22 protein-coding genes are annotated in these 23818 nt (G+C 52.6%); 8 read left to right on the top strand and 14 right to left on the bottom strand.

Annotated elements, in window-relative coordinates; genetic code table 11:
- Positions 1–4: 4 nt before the first annotated feature.
- From EAH77_RS01190 to EAH77_RS01170, 5 genes are read right to left on the bottom strand one after another with little or no spacing between them, the layout of a single operon-like run.
- Positions 5–724, bottom strand: coding sequence for an ABC transporter ATP-binding protein (locus tag EAH77_RS01190; RefSeq protein WP_140469983.1), 720 nt, complete (start codon positions 722–724; stop codon positions 5–7).
- Positions 721–1500, bottom strand: a complete 780-nt coding sequence (locus EAH77_RS01185; RefSeq protein WP_140469982.1) for an ABC transporter ATP-binding protein — start codon at positions 1498–1500, stop codon at positions 721–723. Before EAH77_RS01185 ends, EAH77_RS01190 begins: the two co-directional genes overlap by 4 nt.
- Complete coding sequence (locus EAH77_RS01180; protein WP_140469981.1) at positions 1497–2384, bottom strand: branched-chain amino acid ABC transporter permease; 888 nt, start codon at positions 2382–2384, stop codon at positions 1497–1499. The genes EAH77_RS01185 and EAH77_RS01180 overlap by 4 nt, the downstream gene beginning before the upstream one ends.
- Complete coding sequence (locus EAH77_RS01175) at positions 2377–3270, bottom strand: branched-chain amino acid ABC transporter permease (RefSeq protein ID WP_140469980.1); 894 nt, start codon at positions 3268–3270, stop codon at positions 2377–2379. Before EAH77_RS01175 ends, EAH77_RS01180 begins: the two co-directional genes overlap by 8 nt.
- A gap of 50 nt (positions 3271–3320) precedes the next feature.
- Positions 3321–4439 (bottom strand): ABC transporter substrate-binding protein, encoded by a 1119-nt coding sequence (locus tag EAH77_RS01170; protein ID WP_140469979.1) that lies wholly within the window; start codon positions 4437–4439, stop codon positions 3321–3323.
- A 605-nt stretch (positions 4440–5044) separates the two neighbouring features.
- Here EAH77_RS01170 and EAH77_RS01165 point away from each other — a divergent pair.
- The 3 genes from EAH77_RS01165 to EAH77_RS01155 all read left to right on the top strand — a co-directional run bounded on the left by EAH77_RS01165 (position 5045) and on the right by EAH77_RS01155 (position 7830).
- Positions 5045–5758, top strand: coding sequence for a GntR family transcriptional regulator (locus EAH77_RS01165; RefSeq protein WP_140469978.1), 714 nt, complete (start codon positions 5045–5047; stop codon positions 5756–5758).
- Positions 5759–5828: 70 nt separating this feature from the next.
- On the top strand, positions 5829–6986 hold the full coding sequence (locus EAH77_RS01160) for a M20 aminoacylase family protein (protein WP_140469977.1): 1158 nt from the start codon (positions 5829–5831) through the stop codon (positions 6984–6986).
- A 34-nt stretch (positions 6987–7020) separates the two neighbouring features.
- Complete coding sequence (locus tag EAH77_RS01155) at positions 7021–7830, top strand: pyrroline-5-carboxylate reductase family protein (RefSeq protein WP_140469976.1); 810 nt, start codon at positions 7021–7023, stop codon at positions 7828–7830.
- An 84-nt stretch (positions 7831–7914) separates the two neighbouring features.
- On the opposite strand, the gene EAH77_RS01150 is transcribed toward EAH77_RS01155, so the two are convergent.
- Both EAH77_RS01150 and EAH77_RS01145 read right to left on the bottom strand, forming a co-directional pair.
- The gene (locus EAH77_RS01150; RefSeq protein ID WP_140469975.1) at positions 7915–9702 is read right to left on the bottom strand and encodes a methyl-accepting chemotaxis protein; all 1788 of its coding nucleotides are present in this window, start codon (positions 9700–9702) and stop codon (positions 7915–7917) included.
- Between the two features lie 325 nt (positions 9703–10027).
- Complete coding sequence (locus EAH77_RS01145) at positions 10028–10894, bottom strand: aldo/keto reductase family oxidoreductase (RefSeq protein WP_140469974.1); 867 nt, start codon at positions 10892–10894, stop codon at positions 10028–10030.
- 42 nt (positions 10895–10936) lie between these two features.
- Here EAH77_RS01145 and EAH77_RS01140 point away from each other — a divergent pair, with 42 nt between their 5' ends.
- Positions 10937–11599: a TetR/AcrR family transcriptional regulator gene (locus EAH77_RS01140; RefSeq protein WP_241673368.1), complete on the top strand. Its 663-nt coding sequence runs from the start codon at positions 10937–10939 to the stop codon at positions 11597–11599.
- Positions 11600–11683: 84 nt separating this feature from the next.
- Here the strand turns inward: EAH77_RS01140 and EAH77_RS01135 are convergent, their stop codons facing one another.
- A complete protein-coding gene (locus EAH77_RS01135) occupies positions 11684–11992 on the bottom strand; it encodes a hypothetical protein (RefSeq protein WP_140469973.1) in 309 nt (102 codons plus the stop codon).
- 61 nt (positions 11993–12053) lie between these two features.
- Positions 12054–13709 (bottom strand): methyl-accepting chemotaxis protein, encoded by a 1656-nt coding sequence (locus EAH77_RS01130; RefSeq protein ID WP_140469972.1) that lies wholly within the window; start codon positions 13707–13709, stop codon positions 12054–12056.
- A gap of 544 nt (positions 13710–14253) precedes the next feature.
- On the opposite strand from EAH77_RS01130, the gene EAH77_RS01125 reads away from it, so the two are divergent.
- On the top strand, positions 14254–15816 hold the full coding sequence (locus EAH77_RS01125) for a methyl-accepting chemotaxis protein (protein WP_140469971.1): 1563 nt from the start codon (positions 14254–14256) through the stop codon (positions 15814–15816).
- A 25-nt stretch (positions 15817–15841) separates the two neighbouring features.
- On the opposite strand, the gene EAH77_RS01120 is transcribed toward EAH77_RS01125, so the two are convergent.
- The gene (locus tag EAH77_RS01120) at positions 15842–16360 is read right to left on the bottom strand and encodes an AAA family ATPase (RefSeq protein WP_140469970.1); all 519 of its coding nucleotides are present in this window, start codon (positions 16358–16360) and stop codon (positions 15842–15844) included.
- A 44-nt stretch (positions 16361–16404) separates the two neighbouring features.
- Positions 16405–17205 carry an isocitrate lyase/PEP mutase family protein gene (locus EAH77_RS01115; protein ID WP_140469969.1) on the bottom strand — a complete coding sequence of 267 codons (801 nt, stop codon included), beginning with the start codon at positions 17203–17205 and terminating at the stop codon, positions 16405–16407.
- Between the two features lie 90 nt (positions 17206–17295).
- On the opposite strand from EAH77_RS01115, the gene EAH77_RS01110 reads away from it, so the two are divergent.
- Positions 17296–18183 (top strand): LysR family transcriptional regulator, encoded by an 888-nt coding sequence (locus tag EAH77_RS01110; protein ID WP_140469968.1) that lies wholly within the window; start codon positions 17296–17298, stop codon positions 18181–18183.
- A gap of 155 nt (positions 18184–18338) precedes the next feature.
- Here the strand turns inward: EAH77_RS01110 and EAH77_RS01105 are convergent, their stop codons facing one another.
- Positions 18339–19295 carry a bifunctional helix-turn-helix transcriptional regulator/GNAT family N-acetyltransferase gene (locus EAH77_RS01105; RefSeq protein ID WP_140469967.1) on the bottom strand — a complete coding sequence of 319 codons (957 nt, stop codon included), beginning with the start codon at positions 19293–19295 and terminating at the stop codon, positions 18339–18341.
- 423 nt (positions 19296–19718) lie between these two features.
- On the opposite strand from EAH77_RS01105, the gene arnT reads away from it, so the two are divergent.
- Both arnT and EAH77_RS25660 read left to right on the top strand, forming a co-directional pair.
- Positions 19719–21383, top strand: coding sequence for a lipid IV(A) 4-amino-4-deoxy-L-arabinosyltransferase (gene arnT / locus EAH77_RS01100; RefSeq protein ID WP_140469966.1), 1665 nt, complete (start codon positions 19719–19721; stop codon positions 21381–21383).
- 69 nt (positions 21384–21452) lie between these two features.
- Positions 21453–21584 (top strand): hypothetical protein, encoded by a 132-nt coding sequence (locus EAH77_RS25660; protein ID WP_277752533.1) that lies wholly within the window; start codon positions 21453–21455, stop codon positions 21582–21584.
- A 101-nt stretch (positions 21585–21685) separates the two neighbouring features.
- Here EAH77_RS25660 and EAH77_RS01095 read toward each other — a convergent pair whose 3' ends face one another.
- Positions 21686–22351: a DUF1345 domain-containing protein gene (locus EAH77_RS01095; protein WP_140469965.1), complete on the bottom strand. Its 666-nt coding sequence runs from the start codon at positions 22349–22351 to the stop codon at positions 21686–21688.
- A gap of 91 nt (positions 22352–22442) precedes the next feature.
- Positions 22443–23630 carry a NupC/NupG family nucleoside CNT transporter gene (locus EAH77_RS01090; protein ID WP_140469964.1) on the bottom strand — a complete coding sequence of 396 codons (1188 nt, stop codon included), beginning with the start codon at positions 23628–23630 and terminating at the stop codon, positions 22443–22445.
- Between the last annotated feature and the right edge of the window lie 188 nt (positions 23631–23818).

The raw sequence follows: 23818 nt of genomic DNA, 5'->3' as shown, positions 1-23818 counted from the left end.
GGTGTTAAGCGCTACGCCCTCCAAAATAAAGCTCGCTCATGCGCGGGTCGTTGAGCAGATCGCGTGCATTGCCGGTCAGCGCGACCTTGCCAAGCGACAAAATATAGGCGCGATCTGAGATGTGCAGGGCCTCCATGGCGTTTTGCTCGACCATTAAGATGGTGACCTTTTCCAACTGGCGGATGACCTGAATGGCGCTGAAGACTTCGTCGAGCATTTTTGGCGACAACCCGGCGGAAGGTTCATCCAGCAGCAAAATAGCCGGTTCGGGCATCAGGGCGCGCGTCAGTGCCAGAATTTGCCGCTCACCGCCGGAAAGTGCCGAGGCTGGTGCCTGCCACTTCTTACGCAGCAGCGGATAGAGTTCACAAAGCTGTTCCATGCGCGCTTTGCGTTTCATCGGCGGCAAAAACTGCCCGCCGGTTTGCAGGTTTTCTGCCACGCTCAAACTGTTAAAGACGTTATCCAACTGAGGGACAAACCCCAGCGAACATTCACGGACTTTGCGGTGGATAGGGATGGCGGCGGTTTGCTGTCCATTCAACTGAACCTCGCCCCTGCGTGGCGTCAAAAAACCGGCAATGCATTTGAGCAGGGTGGATTTGCCGCAGCCATTTGGCCCCAGCAGTGTCACGATCTCGGCCTGTGACACCTCCAGCGAAATACCCTGCAAAATATCGACACCCGGCGTGTAACCGGCGACAACATCATTGAGTCTGATCATACGGCCTCCTTCAATGTGCGGCTTCCGCGCCCAAGATACGCATCCAACACGTCCTGATTTTTAGACAGATCATCGGGGTGGCAGCTGGCGACGATGTGCCCGCGGTCCAGCACAATACAGCGTTGACAGAGCGACTTAATAAAGTGCATGTCGTGCTCGATAATGATCAGCGAAATCCCCTGGTGGCTGAGGGCGGTCAAGGTTTCGACCAATTCCTGACGCAATTTAGGATGAACACCGGCCATTGGTTCATCGAGCATCAAAATGTCCGGTTCACCCATCAGTGCGCAGGCGATGCCCAGCAGTTTTTTCTGCCCGCCGGAGAGCGCGGCGGCGGGGAGATCCCGCACGTGAGTCAGTAACAGGGTGGCGAGGAGTGCCGAGGCTTTTAGGCTATCTTCCCGTTCTGCCCGTCGCCCGGACGGCAGCGACAACAGCCCATTCCAGATACCGTGATGACGGGTGCCCGCTGACATCACCACTTCCATTACCGTCATTTTTGCTGGCATTGCCGGAAGCTGAAAAGTACGGGCGATCCCGGTGCTGATAATGCGGTGCGGCGGCATCTTGTCGATGCGCCCGGCCCCGACGGTAATGGTGCCGCTGTCAATGGCAGTAAACCCTGAAATGGCGTTGAGCAGGGTACTTTTTCCTGAGCCGTTCGGTCCCAGCAGGCCCAGAATCTCGCCTTTTTTCAAATCAAAACTGACGGACTTCAACACCTGATTGCCGCCGTAAGCTTTGCTGATGTTATCCACGGTGAGCAGTGTAGTCATGGCAGGATCCTCAGTTTCTCCGGCAGAATGCCACCCGGACGCAATAACAAACCAACCAGCATCACCAGCCCGACCAGCCCCAGCCGCAGTGCGCCAGTTAAGTCAGAACTCATGTGCAGCAGATCTTTGGCGAAGGGGATAAAGTTGTACAACCCCTCAACCACCAATACGCCCGCCAACACGCCGCGCACATTACCGATACCGCCGATCATCACCATGCTCCAGATCAGGAACGTCTCAGACGAGAGCAGGTAATCCGGGCTGACATAGTTGGTGTACCAGGCGAGCAGCATCCCGGCGATGACGCACATGATCGCGCTACACATCAGCGCACGGCATTTCAGCCACAGCAGGGAATACCCCATGCACATTGCCAACTGAGGCTGTTCACGCATCAGCCGCAGGGCACGTCCAAACCGGCTGGAGCCGAAACGCAGGGATATCAACGTGCAAAGGGCAATGCACAGTAGGATCAGCACCGCGAAAATCAGCACGTCATGCTGTTGCTCGCCGCTGGCCCAGGGCGCCACAATGCCGCCAATGCCCTGACCACCGCCGGTAAACGCCTCTTCATTGATCACCGAAATGCGGATGATCTCTGCCAGGGCCAAGGTGGCAATTCCCCAATAGTCGGCAGAAAGCTGGCGTCCGAGCAGCGCCATCGCGGCAGCAACGGCCATCGCCAGCACAATGGCGGCGGGGATCACCCCCCACAGTGGCAGTGAGAACTGGCTGCCGATCCCGATGGCGTAAGCGCCGATGCCGACAAACGCAATGTGTCCGAAATTGAGTAAACCTGCATAACCGGCCTGAAGATTGAGGGCCAGCGCGATCATCGCGTAGATGCCTGCGATGCAGAAAATATGGAGCAGAAACTCAGACACGGCGCACCTCTTTATTGAACAAGCCATAGGGGCGTAACAAAAGAGCCAGTAACAACATCACGAACGAGGCGGCGTTGATCCAGGTGGTCGGCATGAACACCATCTCCTCGCCGTACAACCCTCCCCAATTAATGTTAGTGACCAGCGTTTCAGTGACGGCAATCAGTAACGCGCCCAGAATCGCCCCCATTGGGTTCCCCAGCCCACCGAGGATTGCAGCGGCCAGCACCGGCAGCATCAGGTCATTCCCCTGATTGATATAGGCGCTGCTGGTCATGGCAATCAGCGAGCCACCCACGGCGGCGATCATGCCGGAAATCATATTGACGGTATGCACGATGGCGTTGGCGTTCAGCCCGGAAGCTGCCGCCAGTTCGCGATTACTGGCCAGCGCACGGATAGATCGCCCCTGAGGGGTGAAGAACAGCAGAAGGTTGAAAATGATGATAATGGCGACGGTGGTGCCGAGGCTCCAGCACTCATCGGCGGAGAGACGGATCGTTCCCCACTGCAAGATGTTGCTGACAGGCAGGTTATAGCTGACGGGCGCCGATCCTTCGACGCCTAACATCAACGCAATCATCACCATCGAGACCGCAAGGGAGCCAATCATGGCATTCGCCGCCCCGGCGCGGATCAATCGCTGAAACACCCAGTGATGCAGCAGTACGGCTAAAAGGCCGCACGACAGGGCAGAAAACAGCACCGCCAGTGAAAAGGGCATCCCCATTTTCAGGCCACCGGCGGTCAGGAAAGCCCCGACCATGGCGTACTGTACGTGGGCGATATTGGCAAACCGCACCAGGCCATAAACCAGACTCAGTCCGAGGGCGACCAGTGATAAATCTGCCGTGCGGATCAACGTATCAACAATAAACTGAAACATGGTGATTTCCTGAACAAAGTGACATAAGGAAACGATCGCGTCGTCGTGCGTTAGCGCGCCACCGGCTCGCCGTTGAGTGCTTTCACTTTCAGGTACGGTTGGGTCTGGCGCTGATTATCGGCATCCAGGTTCAGCGTGCCGGTGAGGCCGGTAAACTGTGGTGCAACGGTTTTCATTGCGGCGACCAGGGCCTCTGGGCTGGCGCTTTGGGCTTTATTGATCGCCGCCGCCGCCAGCATGATGCTGTCATAGGCGTAGCTGCCATAAACGGAACGTGGTTTTTCGTGGAAGCGTTTCTGGTAGTTTTCGGTGTAGCTCTGACCTTCGGTTTTCTGTGCCATCCCGGAGACTTCCATGCCGATTTGCCCGTTGGTGTACTGTGCCGGTGAATCCGCAATCGCCATGGTCAGATACATGCCGTACCACGCGGTGTGGCTAAGGCCCAGCTCCCAGGCTTCGCGGTTAAGCACAATGGCATCCTGACCGTAAGTGGTATAAACATAGGCGTCAGGTTTGGCGCGGGAGATCTGTTCCAGCTCGCGGCGGTAAGAGGGCTGACCACTGGTATAAAGCACTTTGGCGACCACTTTTCCGCCCAGTTTTTCAAACGCCTGTTTGAACTGCTGTGCCATGCCTTGCCCGTAAGCGCCGTCCGGTGCGATAAAGGCCACCTTGTGATAACCCTGCTTCCAGACATCTTCGGCGGAGAAGCGCGCGGAAAGGTCATCAAGCCCGATCACGCTATAAGAGGACTGGCCAATTTTGCGTACATCGGCGCTGGTGCCGGAAATGTTGATATGAACCCGATTGTTCTTCACCAGAAATTGGCCGACAGGAATCGTCACACTGGAGGAGAAATCGCCCACCACCAGCGGGACGTTGTCCACCTGGGTTAATTTTCTGACCGCATTCAGCCCGGTGACAGGGCTTCCCGCGGAGTCTTCTACGACCACATCCAATTTCTGCCCGGCGACACCGCCTTTGGCATTGAGGTTCTCAACCGCCAGTTCAATGCCACGGCGCTGGTCTTCACCAATGCTGGCGCTGGTGCCGGTTAATGGCAGGATGGCACCCAGTTTGATATCAGCGAAGGCAGGATGGATCACGCTCAGAAGGGTCATACTGGTCATCGCAGACAGGACGAGGTTACGGCGAAAGCAAGTGTTCATGATGTATCTCCGGCTTTTTTGGACGCAATTTGGCGTTCGGCATCGTCACAGCCCTGATTGGGCGTTGCGGATGGCGTGTGTGTTCCCTGGTGTGGCGCAACGTATGCACTCAGTAGTGAATTAACAAGTGCATACACTTATGTTTACAGGCAAGTTCTATGCCATGTGCGCAATGTGTACGGGTCGGGAGACGCAGGAAAGGGATAAAAAGAACAAATAACCAGGAAAAACAGCGGCAGTGAATGAGAGAAAAAATAATAGCGAGCGAGTGACGACTATTTATTTTTCAGTTTTATGGAATGTTTATTTTTTACTATTATTCATTCTTTCACTTTTTTAGGGCAATAACCGCACTGCAATAGTGCAAATAAAGTTTTTCTGCGGGAATAACAAAGTTTGAAATATTATATATCATTTAGTTATTTGAAAAATAAGACATTAATAAAGTGAATGCAAAAGTGTATGCAATCTTGTGTTGAGTCGCTTTTATCGCTGTGTTATCAATTAAAACGTTATCTCTCATTTTAAGTCTGCTTAGATTTTTAACGATCGAATGTTAAAGAACAAAAAATGTCATCAGAAGAATAAGCAGAACAGGAGGCACTGTGATCGTTCCCAAGAAAAAGTCCCGCAGCGCAGACAGCGTTGAGAAGGTTTATGAGAAGGTGAAACTGCTGGCCATCGACTATCACTTTCGACCCGGCGAGCGCGTCAATGAAGTTGAGCTGGCCGGTCAGCTTGGGGTGTCGAGAACCCCGGTGCGCGAAGCGCTGAACCGCCTGTCGAAAGACGGGTTCATGAGTTTTGTGCCCAATCGCGGCTTTTATGCCCGGGACATCACACCAGAAGGCGTCCGGGAACTGTATGAAGTGCGCATGATCATCGAGCAGGCCACCTTTCGTTTTGCCTGCCAGCGCGCCAGCGACGCAGACATTGCCACCACGGCGGCTATCTGGGAGGAGGTCAGCCAGCAGCAGCCGGATCCGAGCGAAATCATTGACTGGTCGGATATCGCTCAGGCTGATGAACGGTTTCATATGGAAATCGCCCGTATTTCGCAAAATACGCGGCTGTATGAAATGCTCGATAGCCTGAACTCGCTAATTCGCTTTTTCCGCCGTATCGATCTGGAAACACCGAGTCGCCGTATTAATGCCTACGATGAACATGTCGAAATTATTTCCGCGCTACGTCATCGCGATGTAGAAAAAGGCGCGCGATTAATTGAACGCCATGTGTCGCTTAGCTCAGAACACGCAGTCGAAGTGACAAAAGAAGGGCTGGCGAGAATCTATTTCGGTAAGAAACAGGCTCTGTGACGTTTGAATCAAGACCCGCACTTGTCTGAATAATCACCTGCATCTCAATACAGATCACCACAGAGGATCTATGACCGTCATTTCCCAACAGATTATTGACCAGGCCAGACACTGGCGCCGGGATTTCCATACCCGGCCTGAGCTTGGCCTGAAAGAACATGGTACTGCCCAAAAAATCAGCGAACTGCTGCTGTCCTTTGGTCTGGAAGTGCACAGCGGGATCGCCGAAACCGGTATTGTTGCCACGCTGCGTAACGGCGAAGGGCCATCGATTGGCCTGCGTGCGGATATCGACGCATTGCCGATTCAGGAACTGAATGATTTTGGCCACGTTTCTCAGCATCCCGGTTTGATGCACGCCTGCGGCCATGACGGTCATACGGCTATTTTACTGGGGGCGGCCCGCTATCTGAGTGAAACCCGCCATTTTCGCGGTACCGTTCATTTTATTTTTCAGCCTGCCGAAGAGAACGCCGGAGGCGGGCAGATGATGGTGAATGAAGGGCTGTTTGAACGCTTTCCGATGCAGGAGGTTTACGCCATGCATAACTGGCCGGGCTTGCCGGTCGGCGAAGTGGCGGTCAGCCAGGGACCGATGATGGCCTCACAAGACAATTTCTACATCACGCTGACCGGGAAAGGCTGCCATGCGGCGATGCCAGAATTGGGGGCGGATCCGGTGGTGGCGGGGGCGCAGTTAATCCTGTCGCTGCAAAGCCTGATTTCACGGCGTCTGTCGCCGTTGGAACAGACGGTGATAAGCCTCACGCAATTGCAGGCGGGAGATGCCATCAACGTTATCCCGGAAACGCTGCATATGTCCGGCACCTTGCGCTGCCTGAGTAATGAAACGCGTATGGCCTGCTGGCGGCTGATTGAAGAGTTTGTTCAATCTGTGCCATTACCCTTCGGCGTGCGAGGCGAAGTGCGGTGGGAGTTTGGTTACCCGGTGACAAAAAACGCTCCGGCGCAGGCCACTATTTTGCGCGAAGCGGCAGAGAATTCGCCCGGTATTCAGCAGGTACATTTCAATAATGCGCCGTCGATGGCGGCAGAGGATTTCGCCTATCTGCTCGAGCGATGTCCGGGTGCTTATTTCTGGCTGGGTGCCGATGGCGCGAAGCCTTCGGCCTCGCTGCATAACGCCCGTTACGACTTTAATGACGATTTGATCCCGCTGGGTATCGGTATCTGGGCGACGCTGGTGGAACGATCATTGAAGGAATAATTCCCACCGTATTTTTACCTTAACGGAGTCAACCATGAGTCATATTCATTTTGTCGGTGCTGGCCAGATGGCGGAAGCCATTATCCGCGCAGCCCTTAGCCGGGGGGCGGTCTCTGCCGGGGATATCACCCTTGCTGATATCGATCAGGAGCGGATCACCACGCTGCGTAATCGCTACCAGCTTACGTCGGTGTACCACGACAGCGAAGCCCTTGCTGCGGCAGATCACATCGTGATTGGCGTCCGTCCGCAGGATGATATTGACGGCGTGGCCCGGCATATCTGCCAGCATGCGTCTGCGAATGCCACCCTCATTTCCATTATTGCCGGGGTGACGCTCGAACGACTGGGCGCACTGTTTGGTGCCACGCGGCCCATAGTGAGGATGATCCCTAACACCCTGACCGATACCGGTTACGGCTATAGCGGCGTGGTGTTTAACCCGCATGTGCAAGCCGAACCGCTGATGCCGTTTTTGGAAAGTTTTGGCAAAGTCATGCTGTTGGAAGAGCGCCTGATCGATGCTTTCACCGGCTTTGCGGTCGCCGGGGTGAACTACGTCTATTACTTTATCGAATCGCTCACCGATGCCGGTGTGTTGAGCGGTTTGTCCCGGGCGCAGTCGAGTAAGGTGGTGTGGGAAAATCTGATCGGCGGCGTAGAAATGCTGAAAATCAGTGACAAGCACCCGCGGCAGTTAATGGACATCAATAACTCACCCGCAGGCGTGGGGATTAACGGATTGTATGAACTCAACAACAGCGATTTTGCTGCAGGGTTACAGCGCAGCGTGATGACCGCCGTACGAAGAACCACGGAACTGTCGGGAAATAAGCCGGCATAATCTGTTGTCACATTGAAAAAACGGCCAGGCGTGATAAGCGCCTGGCCGTTTGTATTACCCGCTGACCTTCAATGTCCGGTCAGCTTAAACCCTGAAATGCCCGACGGCGACGGCCAGCCCGGTAGCCTGTTCCTGCAAGGCTGACGCGGCTCCGGTGGACTCCTGAACCATCGCGGCATTCTGCTGAACCATACTGTCGAGCTGGGTAATAGCACGGTTAATTTCGTTAATACTCAACATCTGCTCTTCCGATGCATGGGTGATTTCCAGCATGACGCTGCTGACGTTCGATACGTTGCTGACAATCTCGCTCATGCTGCTGCTCGCCAGGCGAACCTGTGCCGAACCGGAGGCCACGCTGCTGACGGTGGATTCGATCAGCACTTTGATCTCCTTGGCCGCCTGTGCGCTGCGCTGTGCCAGGCTGCGTACTTCGCTGGCGACCACGGCAAATCCACGCCCCTGCTCACCGGCACGGGCCGCTTCCACGGCAGCGTTTAGCGCCAGAATGTTGGTCTGGAAGGCGATACCATCGATCACGCCGGTGATATCCCCGATTTTTGATGATGCACTCTCAATGCTTTCCATGGTGGTGATCACGTTGGTCACCACATCGTTACCGCGTGATGCGGCCGCCGATGCGGACTTCGCGGTTTCACTGGCCTGTTTGGCTGAGCTGGCGGATTGCGACACTGTTGCCGTGATCTGTTCCAGTGAGGCCGCCGTCTGTTGCAGGCTGGCGGCGGCGGCTTCGGTACGGCCGGACAGGTCGTGGTTACCCGCGGCGATTTCATCCGCCGCGATTTTCACTGACTCACTGGTGGTGCGGATTTCGGCCATCACCTTACTGAGTTTATCGACAAACGTATTGAAAGCGATGGCGATTTGCGTCACTTCGTCATGCCCGTCAATCGGTAAGCGCTGGGTGAGGTTGTCTTCGCCGGAGCTGATGGCATTCAGCGTATCGCGCACTTCCGACAGGCGGCGGAACGCTTTACTGATGATAAGGCTGATCACGGCGGTAGAAATCAGCACGATGACAATCAGCGTAATCAGTGACGACGTAAGCAGGGAGCGCATACCCGCCGTGGATTCGTCCTTGTCCTCAATGATCAGCGTAAACCAGTTCGTACCGGGCACCGGCATAGTACGAACGCGTTTCTGCGCATTATTCAGACGAATATCGACCGGGGTTTTGGCGGCGAATAAAGTTTGCAAATTCACCCCTTGCGCCATCGAACTAAAAGGCTTCAGCGTCAGTTTGACGTTCGGGTGAGCAATAATCGTCCCCGTGCTGTCAACCAACATGCCAAAACTTTCCGGCGTCGGGTGAATGGTCTTCACGTTGTTGATAACGCTGTCCATCGACACGTCACCGGACACAACGCCTTTCAGCGCGCCATTTTCCATCACCGGCACGGCGAATGCCACTACCAGTTTGCCGGTACCAGCGTCGATGTACGGCGGTGTTACCACCGGGTGCCCGGCGCTTTCGGCCTGTTTGTACCAGGGCCGTCCGGTCGGGTCGTAATCAGCGGGTATGCCGGTTGGATCGGAGAATTTCGCGGTTTTATTGGCATAGCCGACGTAGACATTAGTGAAGTTTCCCGCCGTCGCAATCTGCTTCATGGCCGGAACCGGATCGGCTGTCAGCACCACGGATTGCAGTGAAACAATCATCGCTGTTTTCGAACTAACCCAATCGCCTATCCCTTGCGTATGGCTGGTTGTAAGAGCATTCAACGTACTGTCGGTTGCCTGACTGTTGTATTTATCGGCAACGGTGTAACTGAGGAATGTGTTGATAGCCAGCGAGCAAATCACAATCGAGATGCAAGCCATGATGATACGTGAACGGATAGTTTTAAGCATGAGGCACTTCCCTGGAAGGAATCTTAATAACTAACTAACGGCAGAAATGGACAAAACTTGAGGTGTGGCGCAAAAAACGGATGTTTGTAGTGCAGTGATGTCCATCCTTTCTATTTCAGCGTGAAATGGCGCAGCATCCAGCGTTAAAACGCTACCATCTTAATTATCTCTGCCCATTACTGCTGAAGACTCTCTGCAACAGCGGGCTCAGCCCCATTCTGCCAAAGGATGAAGCCCTGATGTCTTGATGAAAAACACCGCAGGGATCGTGCGATTTAGGGATTATTTTCGCGCTATCCCACGGTGTGAAAGGATCTGACCGGGATTAATCGGCGAGGTTATTCAGTCTATCGAGGGCTTCTTGCGGTAGGGCGAGTTTGCCGGCCGCGAGGTTTTGGTGCAAATGTGCCACCGATGACGTGCCGGGGATCAGCAGAATATTCGGTGAGCGACGGAGCAACCATGCCAATGCAACCTGCATAGGCGTGGCGCTGAGGGAATCTGCAACCTTTTGCAGGGTGGATGACTGCAAGGGAGTGAACCCTCCCAAAGGGAAAAAGGGAACATACGCGATGCCCTGCCGGGCCAGACTGTCAATTAAGGCATCATCTTGCCGGTTGACGATGTTGTACATATTTTGCACGCAAACAATCGGCGTGATGGTTTGTGCTTCGGCCACTTGCGTGGCGGTCACATTACTCAGGCCAATGTGGCGAACCAACCCCTGATGTTGCAATTCAGCCAGTGCAGACAAGGGTTCCGCGATGGAGCCTTCGGTGGGGGCGCCCACCTGAAACATGATGCGTAAATTGACCACATCCAGAACCTCCTGTTGGAGGTTATGCAGATTATCATGCACGGCCTGGGTCAACTCCTGCGCAGAAGATGCCAGCAGCCAGGCGCCGTTATCCCCACGTTTGGCACCGATTTTGGTCACCAGGGTAAGGTCATCCCGATAAGGATGTAACGCTTCGCGGATTAACTGGTTAGTGATATGGGGCCCGTAAAAATCACTGGTATCGATATGATTAACACCCGATGCAATCGCTTCGCGCAGCACAGAAATCGCTGCCTGGGTATCCTTTGGTGGGCCAAAGACGCCGGGGCCAGCAAGTTGCATGGCGCCATAACCGAGACGTTTAACTGTGCGCGTGCCAAGTGTGAAAGTGTCACCTTCATCGATTCTGTTCATGGTTACCTGCTTGATTTAGGGCGTTGAGGAAAGTACAAGTATATGAATGATCCTTCAGGTTTTGAATTCGCATTCATGAACGTCACAACGAAAACACTCAAGCCACGGAAATCACCGGTCCAGGCGCGATCTGCCGCGTCGGTTGCTGCATTGCATACGGCAGCCATTCAGGTTTTAACCCGTGAAGGGCTGAGCCGTTGCACCACCACCTTGGTGGCCAAACGCGCGGGAATGTCGGTCGGCAGCCTTTATCAGTATTATCCCAACCGGGACGCACTGCTGGCTACCGTGCTGGAGCAGCATTTGAATACCGTGGCGACAGCGGTTGAAACCGCCTGCCAGCAGTGCAGGGGACAATCCGTCATTCATATGGCGGAGGGATTGGTCACGGCCTATCTGGCGGCAAAACTGCACAGCCCTGACGAGTCAAAGGCACTTTACAGCGTTGCCGGGGAACGGGATGGTGCCAGACTTGTCGCCATCATGCATGGGCGGATGGTCATCGCCATCACGCAAATGCTGGTCAGCGCCCCGGATGCTCATTTTGATGACCCGGCGCTGACGGCGGGTATTGCTTTGGGGGCACTTTCTGGACCCGTGCGGACTTTTCTGGAAGGGCTCACTGCGCCAGGGTTTGATGCCTGCCTGGCAGAGCAACTTACCTTGTTGTTACAGGGCTATTTTAAGTGCTGTGCAACAACATAACGTTGGCGAGTAAGATTTCGGACTTAACAGAACACAGGGACGGATCGTCCCTGTGTTCTACAGGCTATTTCACTATGTTGCCGTTCAGGTTAAGAATCCTTTAAGGTTATTGAGCATGTTGGCCATCATGCCAAATGCCATATTGACACTGTGTATGCTGTAATACAGCGCAATATCATTTCTTATCAGATACGTTTCAAAAGATTGGCTGGAAAGCAATGCCTGAACCTCAAGGCTCCTGTCACGGAAATGGCTACAGTTATTCATATACAGATCCAATGAAAGGTATTCCCCGACGGCGAGTTGATTCACCAGAGCAACCATCTGCTCGAAACTCTCCACCAGTGCCCTGTGTTTTGCCAGGTGTTCAGCCTGCTCCTGAGGGATATCCATGGTCGTTTTTCTCCCTGTGCTGAGACAATCATGTTACTGCTCTGTCACGGTCTCAGCCGTATCAGAAGCTTTGCCAATCAGTGTCACCTGTCACTGTCTCGCCCGATTTTGCCACTCGCGCAAGTGAGGCAAGTTTCTGTGGATATTGCACGGGCATGGGGCGGTGCTCCGTTTCCTGTTCGACCTTGAACTCTCCCACCAGACGGGCCAGTGCATCAGCCTGTTCCTGCAATGAACGGGATGCAGCCGACGCTTCTTCCACCAAGGCGGCGTTTTGCTGGGTCACATCATCCATCTGATTAACGGCCTGATGAACCTGTGCAATTCCCTGACTCTGTTCCGTTGCCGCCGCCGCAATCTCATTGACCAGATCGGTAACCTGACGAATAGCATTGCCCATGGAGTTCATATTCTCGCTCACGTCGCCCGCCTGATGGGCTCCGGCTTCTATCAGACTGTAAGAAACATCGATGAGCTCTTTGATTTCACGCGCGGCGGTTGTGGAGCGCTGCGAAAGGTTTCTGACCTCACCGGCAACCACGGCAAACCCTTTACCATGTTCACCCGCGCGTGCCGCTTCTACTGCGGCGTTCAACGCCAGGATATTGGTCTGGAAGGCAATACCTTCAATCAACGTAATAATTTCCGTGACTTTGCGGGAACTGCTGCGAATATCCCCCATTGTACCCAGCATCGTTTCAAGCGATGACGCACTTTTCTCAGACAGTACATTCATGTTATCAGCCAGTTGGCTCGCCTGACGGGTGTTGTCAGCCGTCTGTCGTACCGTTTCACTGAGTTGTGTCATGCTGGCGGCGGTTTCTTCCAGGGAGGCGGCCTGTTGTTCGGTACGTGAAGAGAGATCCTCATTGCCGGCTGCAATTTGTGCCGAGGCACTGCTGACCGACTGAGAGGCGGCACTGACTGACCGCAGCGCGCCGGACACGCGTTGCATCAGGTTATTGAACGCACGGGCCATGTTGCCCACTTCATCATGGCGGCTGGCGTCAGCGCTGACAGTAAGATCAAGCCGTTCACTGGCCATCGTCATAATATTACCGATGGCCAGGAGGCTCCTGCGCACCCGGCGGATTGTCGATAAGGCCAATATGCCCAGCAGCAGGATCGTACCCGTCACGCCGCCCCCCATCCCCCACAGCGTGGTGTTGAAAATGCTGTGGTTACTCGCCCGCAGGCCGTCGCCGATGTCGACATTGAGGGTGAGTTGTTTCTGGTAATCTGCGATGAGCTGACGAATAGCACTGCCGATACCCTCATTACCCTCAATAAGCGCCAGACTGACCGCATCTTGATGCGCCCGTGACGCGGTCAGAAAGACCGGCAATTTCTCTTCAACTTTGCGGATATTGTCAAAAGCCACGCGAGTCAGCCTGGCATCTTCATCATTGGAGATGTCGTTTGCCAGATAGTAATCCGTCAGGGACTTTAGCCTGTTAATCTGCTGCTCAATGCGCTTTTCCACATCAGGCATTTTACTGTCATCGGTCTGGCTCAGGTGTTTGTAAAGCGTCAGGGAAAGCTCGTTACTTTGGTCTACGAGTTTACTGAGGTCTTTTATTGAAGGAATGGTGTTGACCTGGACATATTCAAAGCGGGATTGAAAACCCGAAATCAACATGATGGCGACGACACCTGAAGCGATGAGCGCCGCAGAAAGCAGAGAAAACGTCAATAAAAGACGCTGTGTAATGTTCATATTATCCCCCTGAAATGGTAGTGCCTGCTTTTCAACATAAAGAGAGGCAGTGAATCAAGGTTATCGGCAAGGGTTTCAACAACGTTAATTAAAATGATCTAATTCAATAATTTACGTTAAGTCAATACTTCGTTTGTTTCTTTTGTGTGGATTTTATTCGCTTAATGAATTAATTGCACCTGAGCCTTTCTACTCACCGTGCCGGAACGGATCGAAATGCAGGCATTTATCAACAATGGCTGTCAGATAACCCATCATTGCGCGAACAGATCCCGGGCGGCGTATATCAGCCATGTGCTGGCATCCCAGAGGGACGAAAGACCCTCGCTCGCGCCTGCTGCGGGTAAGGAGAAAAAAGAACAAAAGTGGCGATTACAGCCTATTTTCGCCCACTTAAGTAACATCGTAGATTTGTCCGGTAACTCTCAAATCACATTTTGAACAACAGGTTTTAACAAAATGAAATATTGTTTTAATTCGCCATAAAGTTCTCCCTTTTCCTGCCGTTATCTCTATTTCCTGTCACTCACTTTGTAGTGTCCCGATGAAAAACATAACAAATCTCTCCGTGCTGACTCGCTTACTGGGCGCGTTTGCACTCGTTCTTACCCTGATGCTGGTGCTTGCAGCAACGTCAGCCTGGCAACTGAAAAGCATCAACCAGCAGATTGAAGACTACCGGGCATACCGTCTGCCGGGCGTTCAGTATCCGCTGGTGATGCGCGGCACACTGGCTGAGCTACGTCTGCAACAGGTGCAATACATCGCCTCACCGGCGGGGGCACCGCGTGATGGCCACCGGGATGAAATCATGCAAGCGGTGGCGACGTTTAAAGCGGCAGAAAACGCTTACCAAAAGCTGAACAGCGACGGCAGTCAGTCGGCCCTGTTTAAGCAAATCATTCAAAACTTTACGCAGTTTTCACTGGCGAATGATCAGGTGATTGCCGCGATGAATCTCAATGATATTGCGCAGGCCACCCAAATCAGCGGCGATAACTCGCGGAAATACCGTACGCAACTGATGGCCGACCTCGCCACGCTGGTCAATAACGAAGTCAGTAACAGCGAGCAGGCGGCGTCGCAAGCCCGCAGTCATTACCATACCGCCAGCGTGCTGTTCATGGTGCTGGTGGCTTTTGCCTTGATCATCTCGGTGGCGATGGCATTACTGTTGGCGCGCAATCTGAACCGGCAATTGGGCGGTGAACCGGCTTACGCCGCCTCGATCATGCAGGAAATTGCCGCGGGGAATCTGGCGACGGAAATCATCCTGAAACCTGGTGACAAGGACAGTTTACTGGCGTCGCTCAGTTGCATGAATCAGCAGCTAAATCAGACCATTCACCAGATCATGAGCGGCAGCGAGTCGATCAATCATGCCGCCAGCGAGATCGCGCAAGGCAATATCGATTTATCGCAACGCACTGAGGAGCAGGCCGCATCGCTGGTGCAAACGAGCGCCAACATGCAGAACCTGACCACCACCGTCAGCCAGAATGCAGAGAATGCACGTGAGGCCAGTACGCTTGCGCATGCGACCTCGCAAACCGCATCGGAAGGCGGCACGATTGTCAGCGATATGCAGTTGCACATGCGTGAAGTCTCCGGCAGCTCGAAAGAGATCATCAATATCATCAGCGTGATTGAAGGTATTGCCTTCCAGACCAACCTTCTGGCGCTGAATGCCGCGGTGGAAGCCGCGCGTGCGGGCACGCAGGGTAAAGGTTTTGCCGTGGTGGCGAGCGAAGTGCGGGTACTGGCGCAAAAAAGCGGGCAGGCGGCGAAAGAGATTAAAAACCTGATCCACGGTACGGTCACCAAAATTGCCGAAGGTTCGCAGCAGGCCGATCGCGCCAGTCAGGCGATGAATGATATTGTCAGCTCGGTGAACAAAGTGGCGGGCATTGTCAGTGAAATCTCCACCGCCAGCACCGAGCAGCATACGGGCATTCACGAAGTCGGTATTGCCGTCGATCAGATGGATCAGGTGACCCAGCAAAACGCCGCGCTGGTGGAACAGGCCGCCGCCGCCGCCCAGTCGCTGACTGAGCAAAGTCTTGAATTACGCAATGCCGTACGATTTTTCCGCACGGCCTCAGAGTAATGTCGCGTGCTGCCGAGCCCCGTGGTTAGCTGTACTGAATAATCGTGAAACCTTCTGCGGCCACGGGCTCAGTAAAATAGTGAGATATCAATTCAAACTGCTCATCAGTGACCTTAAAGTGAGCAGTACCTGACTGATTACGGGTGTGCAACCGGGATTTGCATACCTCACTGGAGACATTGAGATAATGCAGACGATGATCTGCACATGACTCATTGATGATGCTCATCATCCATTTGCGGTTTGCCACCGTATTGGCGGGGAAATCCAGGACAACGGATATCCCCGCGTTGAGCAATGAAATAACATGCGGCTTTATGGCGTTTTTAAGCCTGGCAGAGCAGCGAATGTAATCTTCTACCGTCTGCATTTCATCGTTATAAAGCAGAGATAGCCACGGGTCTTCACTGATCACCACCGTGACAGGTGATGTTGCCAATTTTAATGCAAGCGTCGATTTCCCTGAGGCAATTTTTCCACATAAAATATGCAGGGTGGGTGGGTCTTTTTGTATAACGGTATCGGCGTTGGTTGCGTTTGTCATTATTCACCTCACAGGTTTAAGCGTTTGCATTCAGGGCATCAAATTTAAAACATGGCATTGATTTCAGAATATGGCGCGGCATTTTCCATCAAGGGCGCCATGGCATTATCTTGTAAGAACCCGCTGACGAGCTGTGCGTTATGCGCCCATAGCGTTTGCGGTAACCACGAACCCACGCTGAGACGGCGCACACCCAAATTGGCCAGTTCATCCACGGGCGGAAGGCCTGGCCAGACGACAACATTGAGCAGCAATTTACTGCTGTCAGCAATAGCTCGCATATCTGTGGCATCGGCCAATCCAAGGACGAAGAGTCCGTCAGCCCCGGCACGTTGGTAGACCTGTGCCCGCGCCATGACTTCAGCGGCTTTATCGTCCTGAGAAACCAAATTGCGTGCATAAACGTCAGTACGTACATTGATATACAATGCCACACCCCGCCGGGCGCTCTCTGTTCTTATCGCTTCGACCTTCTTGCACAATAAATGCGGATCTCCCGCACCATCCTCAATATTGATACCGACCACCCCTGCATCGATCAGTCGCGATACGGTTAAGGCCACCGTGGAAGGGTCATCGCTGTATCCGCCCTCGATATCCGCGGTGAGGGGCACCGAAATGACCCGCGCAATAGACAAAGCCCGTGCGACATACTCCTCCACCGGAAGCGCATTGCCGTCGCGATATCCCAGCGACCATGCCACGCCCGCGCTTGTTGTGGCAATCGCCGCTGCGCCAAGGCTCTCGATCAACCGTGCGCTGCCTGCATCCCAGGCGTTTGGTAATCTCAGGGGAGCGGCGTGCAGATGAAGGGCGTGAAATGCGGATGTAGACGGCGTATTCATGATATTTCCTCAAAAAAGAAACATTCTAATCATGCTAAATTTGCTTGATAATAGCTCAGAATGACATTCATTAATTCTTTGAGAGCAATAATGAACCCGCCTTCACTGCACCTGGTGCAAGCTTTTATCGCTGTGGTTGAACATAATAGTTTTGCCCGTGCCGCCGACGCGCTCGGTATTACTCCCTCATCAGTCAGTCGTTTCATCAAGACACTCGAACAGCATTTAGGCACCACCCTCCTGAATCGCACAACGCGCGCGATGTCTTTGACCGAGACCGGCAAACGCTATTTTTCCGAATGTAACCAGGCGCTGGTACAGCTTAGAAATGCCGCTGAAATGGTGAGGGACGAACAAAAGCTTCCCTACGGTTCACTGGTAGTCAGTGCTCCCATTGCTTTTGGTCACACTCATGTGGTGCCTTACCTGGCTGAATTCCTGGCTGCCTATCCGCTCGTGCAACTGGATTTGCGCTTGAGCGATGACTACGCGGATTTGATTACTGACGGCATCATGTTGGCGCTGCGCATCGGCCGCATGAAAGATTCGTCGTTAGTGGCGCATAAAATACTCGCGAACCGCCGTATCCTGGTTGCGGCTCCGGCATATATTGACAGGCGTGGAGCTCCCACAACATTGGAAGATCTTTACCAGCATGAGTGCATTGTCTCGTCGGCCAGTCAAGATGGCATGCTCTGGCGGCTATTTTCTGCGGGAGAGGAGCGTACGCTGGCCCCCAAAGGCCCGATCAAAGTCAACAACGCCGATGCGGCCCGAAGACTCTGCATAGACGGCCTCGGCATTGCTTTTCATTCAGCGGTTACGATGGAGGCGGCGCTGCACTCGGGTGATTTGGTTCAGGTACTGCCGCGATGGACGGGTCGGGAAACCGGTGTTTATTGTGTGCGGCCAACCCGACGCATCGGGCCTGCCGCTAAAGCCTTTCTCGAATTTCTGACCTCATGCTGGCAGCGCTAATCAGAGGTGATATGACGCACAGAGAGCGACACCGTCGTGAAAAATAGGCTGGTTTCGGGGGCGTCGCCATTCCCTTTATCTAACGGCACCGGCTCTAACCGGCGGGGCGCCGATTTAAGGTGACGTTTAGCGGTTTTGGTATGGATGCTTCATGATCAGGATGCCGCGAATTTTCTTGTAAATTGTTGTTCCATAATGCTATTGCCCCATTGTTCTCCCTGCCACTCTTTGACCCGTTCAAAGCCGAAGGATTCGTACAGGCGACGGGCTGCGGTCAGTTTATCGAACGTCCAGAGCTGGACAGAAGAGAACCCATAATCATCGCAAAATTTAATAGCTTCATGCAGAAGCCTTTTCCCCAGCCCATTTCCCCGGCAACTGTCATCAAGGATAAACCAGCGTAAATGCGCCTCACCGTTGCCAAGATCTTGACCATCAATGGCGACCGAGCCCACTATCCGTCCGTTCACCATGGCAGTCCAAACCTGGTTGCAGGGTTCATCAAGACTGCCAGTAAAATCGGAGAGTCCTGCGGCCACTTTTGCCTCAAAAAAACGGCCAAAGCCATGATTTAGGGAGTAGTAATGGGCATGCATTTCCGCAATACGCCCAATCAGTCCTGACTGATAACCCATTTTGATGACCACCGGTGGCGAGATTATTGCTGCGTTCTCTTCACGGCAGGATTTCAGGGCATAGGCATAAGCCGCCATTCCCTGCGTTACCGCCTGCTGCTGACCCGGATTAAGCTTAGCCAGCGCAGAAAATACCTGTTTTTTACCGTAAGCATTTATCCGGTTAACGCTCTCCTGGCCGCGCTCGGTGAGTGCAAGCTCTTTAATTCTCGCGTCTTCTTCAGAGGCTGTTTCACGTAATTCCCCGGCACTGACTAGCTTCCCCAACATCCGACTCACGCTTGATTTTTCTAAGCACAAAATATCAACCAGCTGTTTTGCTGTCATTTTCCCCCTGGCTTCAATCTCAAGCAGGCTATGAACCGCCGACGGTGAATATTTTGTCGCCGCCAGGGTGGTATTCATAAATCCGAGCTCCCGAACCATCAGGCGGGAGGCGAGTCGGATGTTTTCAACTAGGGGGGATTCAGTGTTCATCGGTGAGTTCTCTGGAAGTTGTTGTAACATACAACCATTTGGGTGTGGTCCTGTCAATAGGTCGCAGAGCAGAACCCGCCATTTATCATTTTTTTCCTATACTCAAATAGCCGTATATTCGTCCTGGGGAGTGGGTCAAATATAATAATATTAACCCATCGACAAATTCATTATATATGAAAGCTTAGGAAAACCTTAATAAGCGAATTTTTTATACACTAACCAATATCGATGATGTAAAGACTAAACCGACCCTCAACAAACAGTAGAATATCGCGAAATAGTCGTCAGGCTGATGGAGGCAATGGGTAATTATCTATACAGTGAGGCCCATCACTGAATATTCTTATGCCAGAAAATGGGCGCTCATTATCCGCGTTCGAGTCATATCGTTAGCCTGAGAAGAACTAAAAGGAATTTCTGATGTTCGTATTTTTAAAGCGTATTAATATCTTCATATTAGGCCTTCTCTATGCACTGCTCTATTTATTACCGCTCAATGGTCGCCTGCTCTGGCAACCTGATGAAACACGTTATGCAGAGATCAGCCGGGAAATGTTGCAGCGTGGGGATTGGGTTGTGCCTCATCTGCTCGGGTTACGCTATTTTGAAAAACCGGTGGCAGGTTATTGGATAAACAATATTAGCCAATGGCTGTTGGGGGATAATAACTTTGCCGTTCGGTTTGGATCGGTGTTCTGCACGGCAGTCAGCGCGGCGCTTATTTTCTGGCTGGGACTGAAACTGTGGCAAAACCGCAGCACGGCGGCACTGGCGACTATGGTGTATCTGACCTCAATGCTGGTGTTCAGTGTCGGTACGTATAGTGTACTGGACCCAATGATCTCGCTGTGGCTCACCGCCAGCATGGTGGCTTCCTGCCTGTCGCTCCAGGCCACCACGCGATGGAAGAAGTGCTTCTGGTATGCTTTGCTCGGGCTGGCGTGTGGGATGGGTTTTATGACCAAAGGCTTTTTGGCGCTGCTCATCCCGGCTATTGCGATGGTGCCGGCAGTGGTACAACAGCGTAAGGTCAAAGAGTTGATCTGCTTTGGGCCGGTGGCGGTGCTGTTTGCCTTATTACTGTCGTTACCCTGGGTTATTGCCATCGCTCTTCGTGAACCTGATTTCTGGAACTATTTTTTCTGGGTAGAGCATATTCAACGCTTTGCCTCCGATAATGCACAGCATAAATCTCCCTTCTGGTTCTATTTACCTTTGTTGTGTGTGGGCGTTTTGCCGTGGTTGGCGCTGTTCCCGCATGCGCTGTTGCGCGGCTGGCGTGAAAGAGCTATGCGGCCTGAGCTGTTCTTTTTACTGTGCTGGGTCATTATGCCGCTGCTGTTTTTTAGCCTGGCAAAAGGAAAACTCCTTACCTACATACTGCCATGTATGGCGCCCATCTCGCTGCTTATCGCCGCGTATGCGAAAGAGCGTGTGGCGCAGATGTCGCGGCGGGTATTTAAGGTTAATGGCTACATTAACCTGCTCTTTGGCTTAACCGGCGCACTGGCTATTTGCCTGTTTGGATGGGGACTCTTTCCTCATGCGGTGATTTATGGACCGCAGGAATATTCGAAAACAGTATTAGCGGCGCTGGCGTTTGTAGCATGGGCGATGATTGGATTTATTACGCTGCGCGAGGATGCACGATATTGGCCGTTTGCGGCAGCATGTCCATTATTATTGGCGCTCTCCATCGGATACATCATTCCTCAGCAGATTGTTGATATAAACCAGCCGCAGAATTTTATTGCCAATAATGAAAATATGTTGAGCGAAAGCCAGACGGTGCTCAGTAATAATGTGGGTATTGCAACGGGACTGGCGTGGGAATTAAAACGCAGCGATATCATCATGTATGATGCAAAAGGTGAGATGAAATATGGTCTTTCTTACCCTGAAAGCCGCAGCCATTTTGTGAAGCGCGATGATTTCCCTGCATGGTTAGCTGAAGCAAGGAAACAGGGGAATATTTCTCTGGTTATACAACTGCCTGGAAATGATGAACTGCCAGACAATCTACCCGCAGCGGATAAAGTGATACGCAGCGGCAGGATGGCGTTATTTTGGTACCAGAAATCCTAGTGTGCCGGCGGTGAATGATCTCCCGGCTGTGTTGTCTGAGAGATCATTCCCTCAACGGTGAGATCCACAATGCGTTATACAATCTACAGCTTAGCGTTGCTTTCGGTGTTGCTCGTTAGCGGCTTCGTTATTGAGGCGCTGGCTGATATGAGTTATCACGAAATGAAAGAAAAGGCGCTGATGATAGTGAATCTGCGCTGATAATGCGTTCTTTGATCTCGACGGTCGAAGGGTTTCTCCGCAGGGTAAGGCCTACGTCTGGCAATATTGCCGGCTCGCTTGAGGTCACGTTCGTTTATCGTTTAACTCATCAGCCCGGCGGCCACGTTCACTGACAGGCCTAAAATCGCCAAATTAAACACAAACGCCATGACGGACTGAATCAGCGTAATGCGGCGAACTTCGGTACTGCCGGTGGCAACATCGGCGGTCTGGCAGGCAACGGCCAGCGTGAAGGAAAAGTAGAGAAAATCCCAATACTCCGGTTTTTCGATTTTATCCGGGAACAGCAGCGCTTTATGTTGCTCCGCTCCCTGCCGGTAATAGAGATGGGCGTAGTGCATCGAAAAGGCGGTCGGCAGCAGTGACCACGAGACAATGAGCGTCGTGGCGGTGAGGATCAAATGGAATGATTTGGCCGCACCGGAAAGCTGTTTGACCGTGCTCAGCTCCATAAAAATCACCAGCATACTCACCAGACAGGTGATGCTCACCAGCATCAACACCTGAGTGGCGCTCTCATCCTGTGCGCGGGCAATCGTGCGGATCCTCTGCAGTGGGGCGGTCATCATTAACAGCCAAATCATGATCAGATACAACCACGCCAGTACGTTCCAGCTGACCATCAGCCGTTCAAATTGCGACAAATGCGCAGGCAATAGAGGCAGCGAAAAATAACAGGCAATACCGGCAGCGATGGCGATCAGTAAGCGCGGACGGGCGTGAATGTAGTGCTTAACGGAAAGCATAGTTAAACCTTGTGGAAAGATAATGGCTTAACTGTAGCTTAAGTGGAGAGTAAGGGCAGCAACGCGCTGCCCTTAAAAGATGACGAGGAACTTAGCGGTAAACCAGACCGACGATAGACGCGGACAGCAGGCTGACCAACGTTGCGCCGACCAACAGGCGGAAGGCCGCGCGGGCGACCATATTGCCCTGAACTTCCGCAATACTTTTTACCGCACCGGCAATAATACCGACAGTGGAGATGTTGGCGAATGAGACCAGGAACACCGACAGAATGGCGACGGTGCGCGGTTCTAGCTGGGCAATCAAGTCTTTCATCTGCAACATGGCCACGAATTCATTGGCAACAATCTTGGTGCCCATGATGCTGCCTGCGGTCAGGGAGTCGTGACTGACAATACCGGTCAGCCAGGCTACCGGATAGAACAAGTAACCAATGATGTCCTGGAAGCTCAGACCGACGCCGTGCAAGAAGATAGCGTTAATCATCGCCAGCAAGGCGTTGAAGCCGACCAACATCGCCGCCACGATCATCGCCATTTTGAAACCGGCCATAATGTATTCCCCCAACATTTCTACGAAACTGTGGTTGGGTCTTTCCATCTTAGGCATTTCGTTGTCGGCTTCATCGGAATACGGGTTCACCACCTGCAAAACGGCGAAGGTAGAGAGCATATTCAGGATCAGCGATAACATGACATAACGCGGTTCCAGCAGCGTCATATACGAACCGACAATCGACATGGAAACGGTCGAAATGGCCGTTGCCGATAACGTGTACATGCGGCGTTCATTAAGATGAGGAACAATATCTTTAATCGCAATGAAGTTCTCAGACTGACCAACTAATAATGAACTCACCGCATTAAAAGATTCCAGTTTTGGCATGCCATTAATTTTGGATAAAGCCCAGCCGATACCTTTAATCATTAATGGTAAAATACGCAGATGCTGCAAAATACCAATCAGCGCAGAAATAAAGATGATAGGGCAGAGAACAAATAAGAAGAAGCTGAACTGGTTTTCATTGACCAGACCACCGAAAACAAAATCGGTGCCGACGCGGGCATAGCTCATCAGGTTAGTGAACACACCAGACAGACCAGAGATCAAGTAGACACCCGCCTGGCTGTACAACAGAACCCATGCCAGCGCAATCTCAATCACCAGGATTTGCAACACATAACGCAGTTTAACACCGCGTTTGTTGTAGCTAATCAGCCAGCTAATACCGAATACCATTATAAGACTCAGCAGGAAATGCAGAATATTTGACGCCATAAGGATCCCAGAAAGTTTGAGTGGTGTTTTAAAAGCGAACTATAACAGCAAGCTCACAAAACTCATCCGGTTTTTTCATTACGTTTCTCACAGGTAATCGCTTGCGTTCAAAAAAGCAACGAAGAAGCTCTGCTAATTTAAATAACGCCCCATCATGGTGAGATTTCTATTACTTCGCACTATTTTGG

It is taken from the genome of Ewingella americana (assembly GCF_006438725.1).
In the GTDB taxonomy this organism is placed as follows: domain Bacteria; phylum Pseudomonadota; class Gammaproteobacteria; order Enterobacterales; family Enterobacteriaceae; genus Ewingella; species Ewingella americana_A.
The sequence above is the reverse complement of the archived record's forward strand: the minus strand, read 5'-3'. Positions and strand labels throughout refer to the sequence as shown.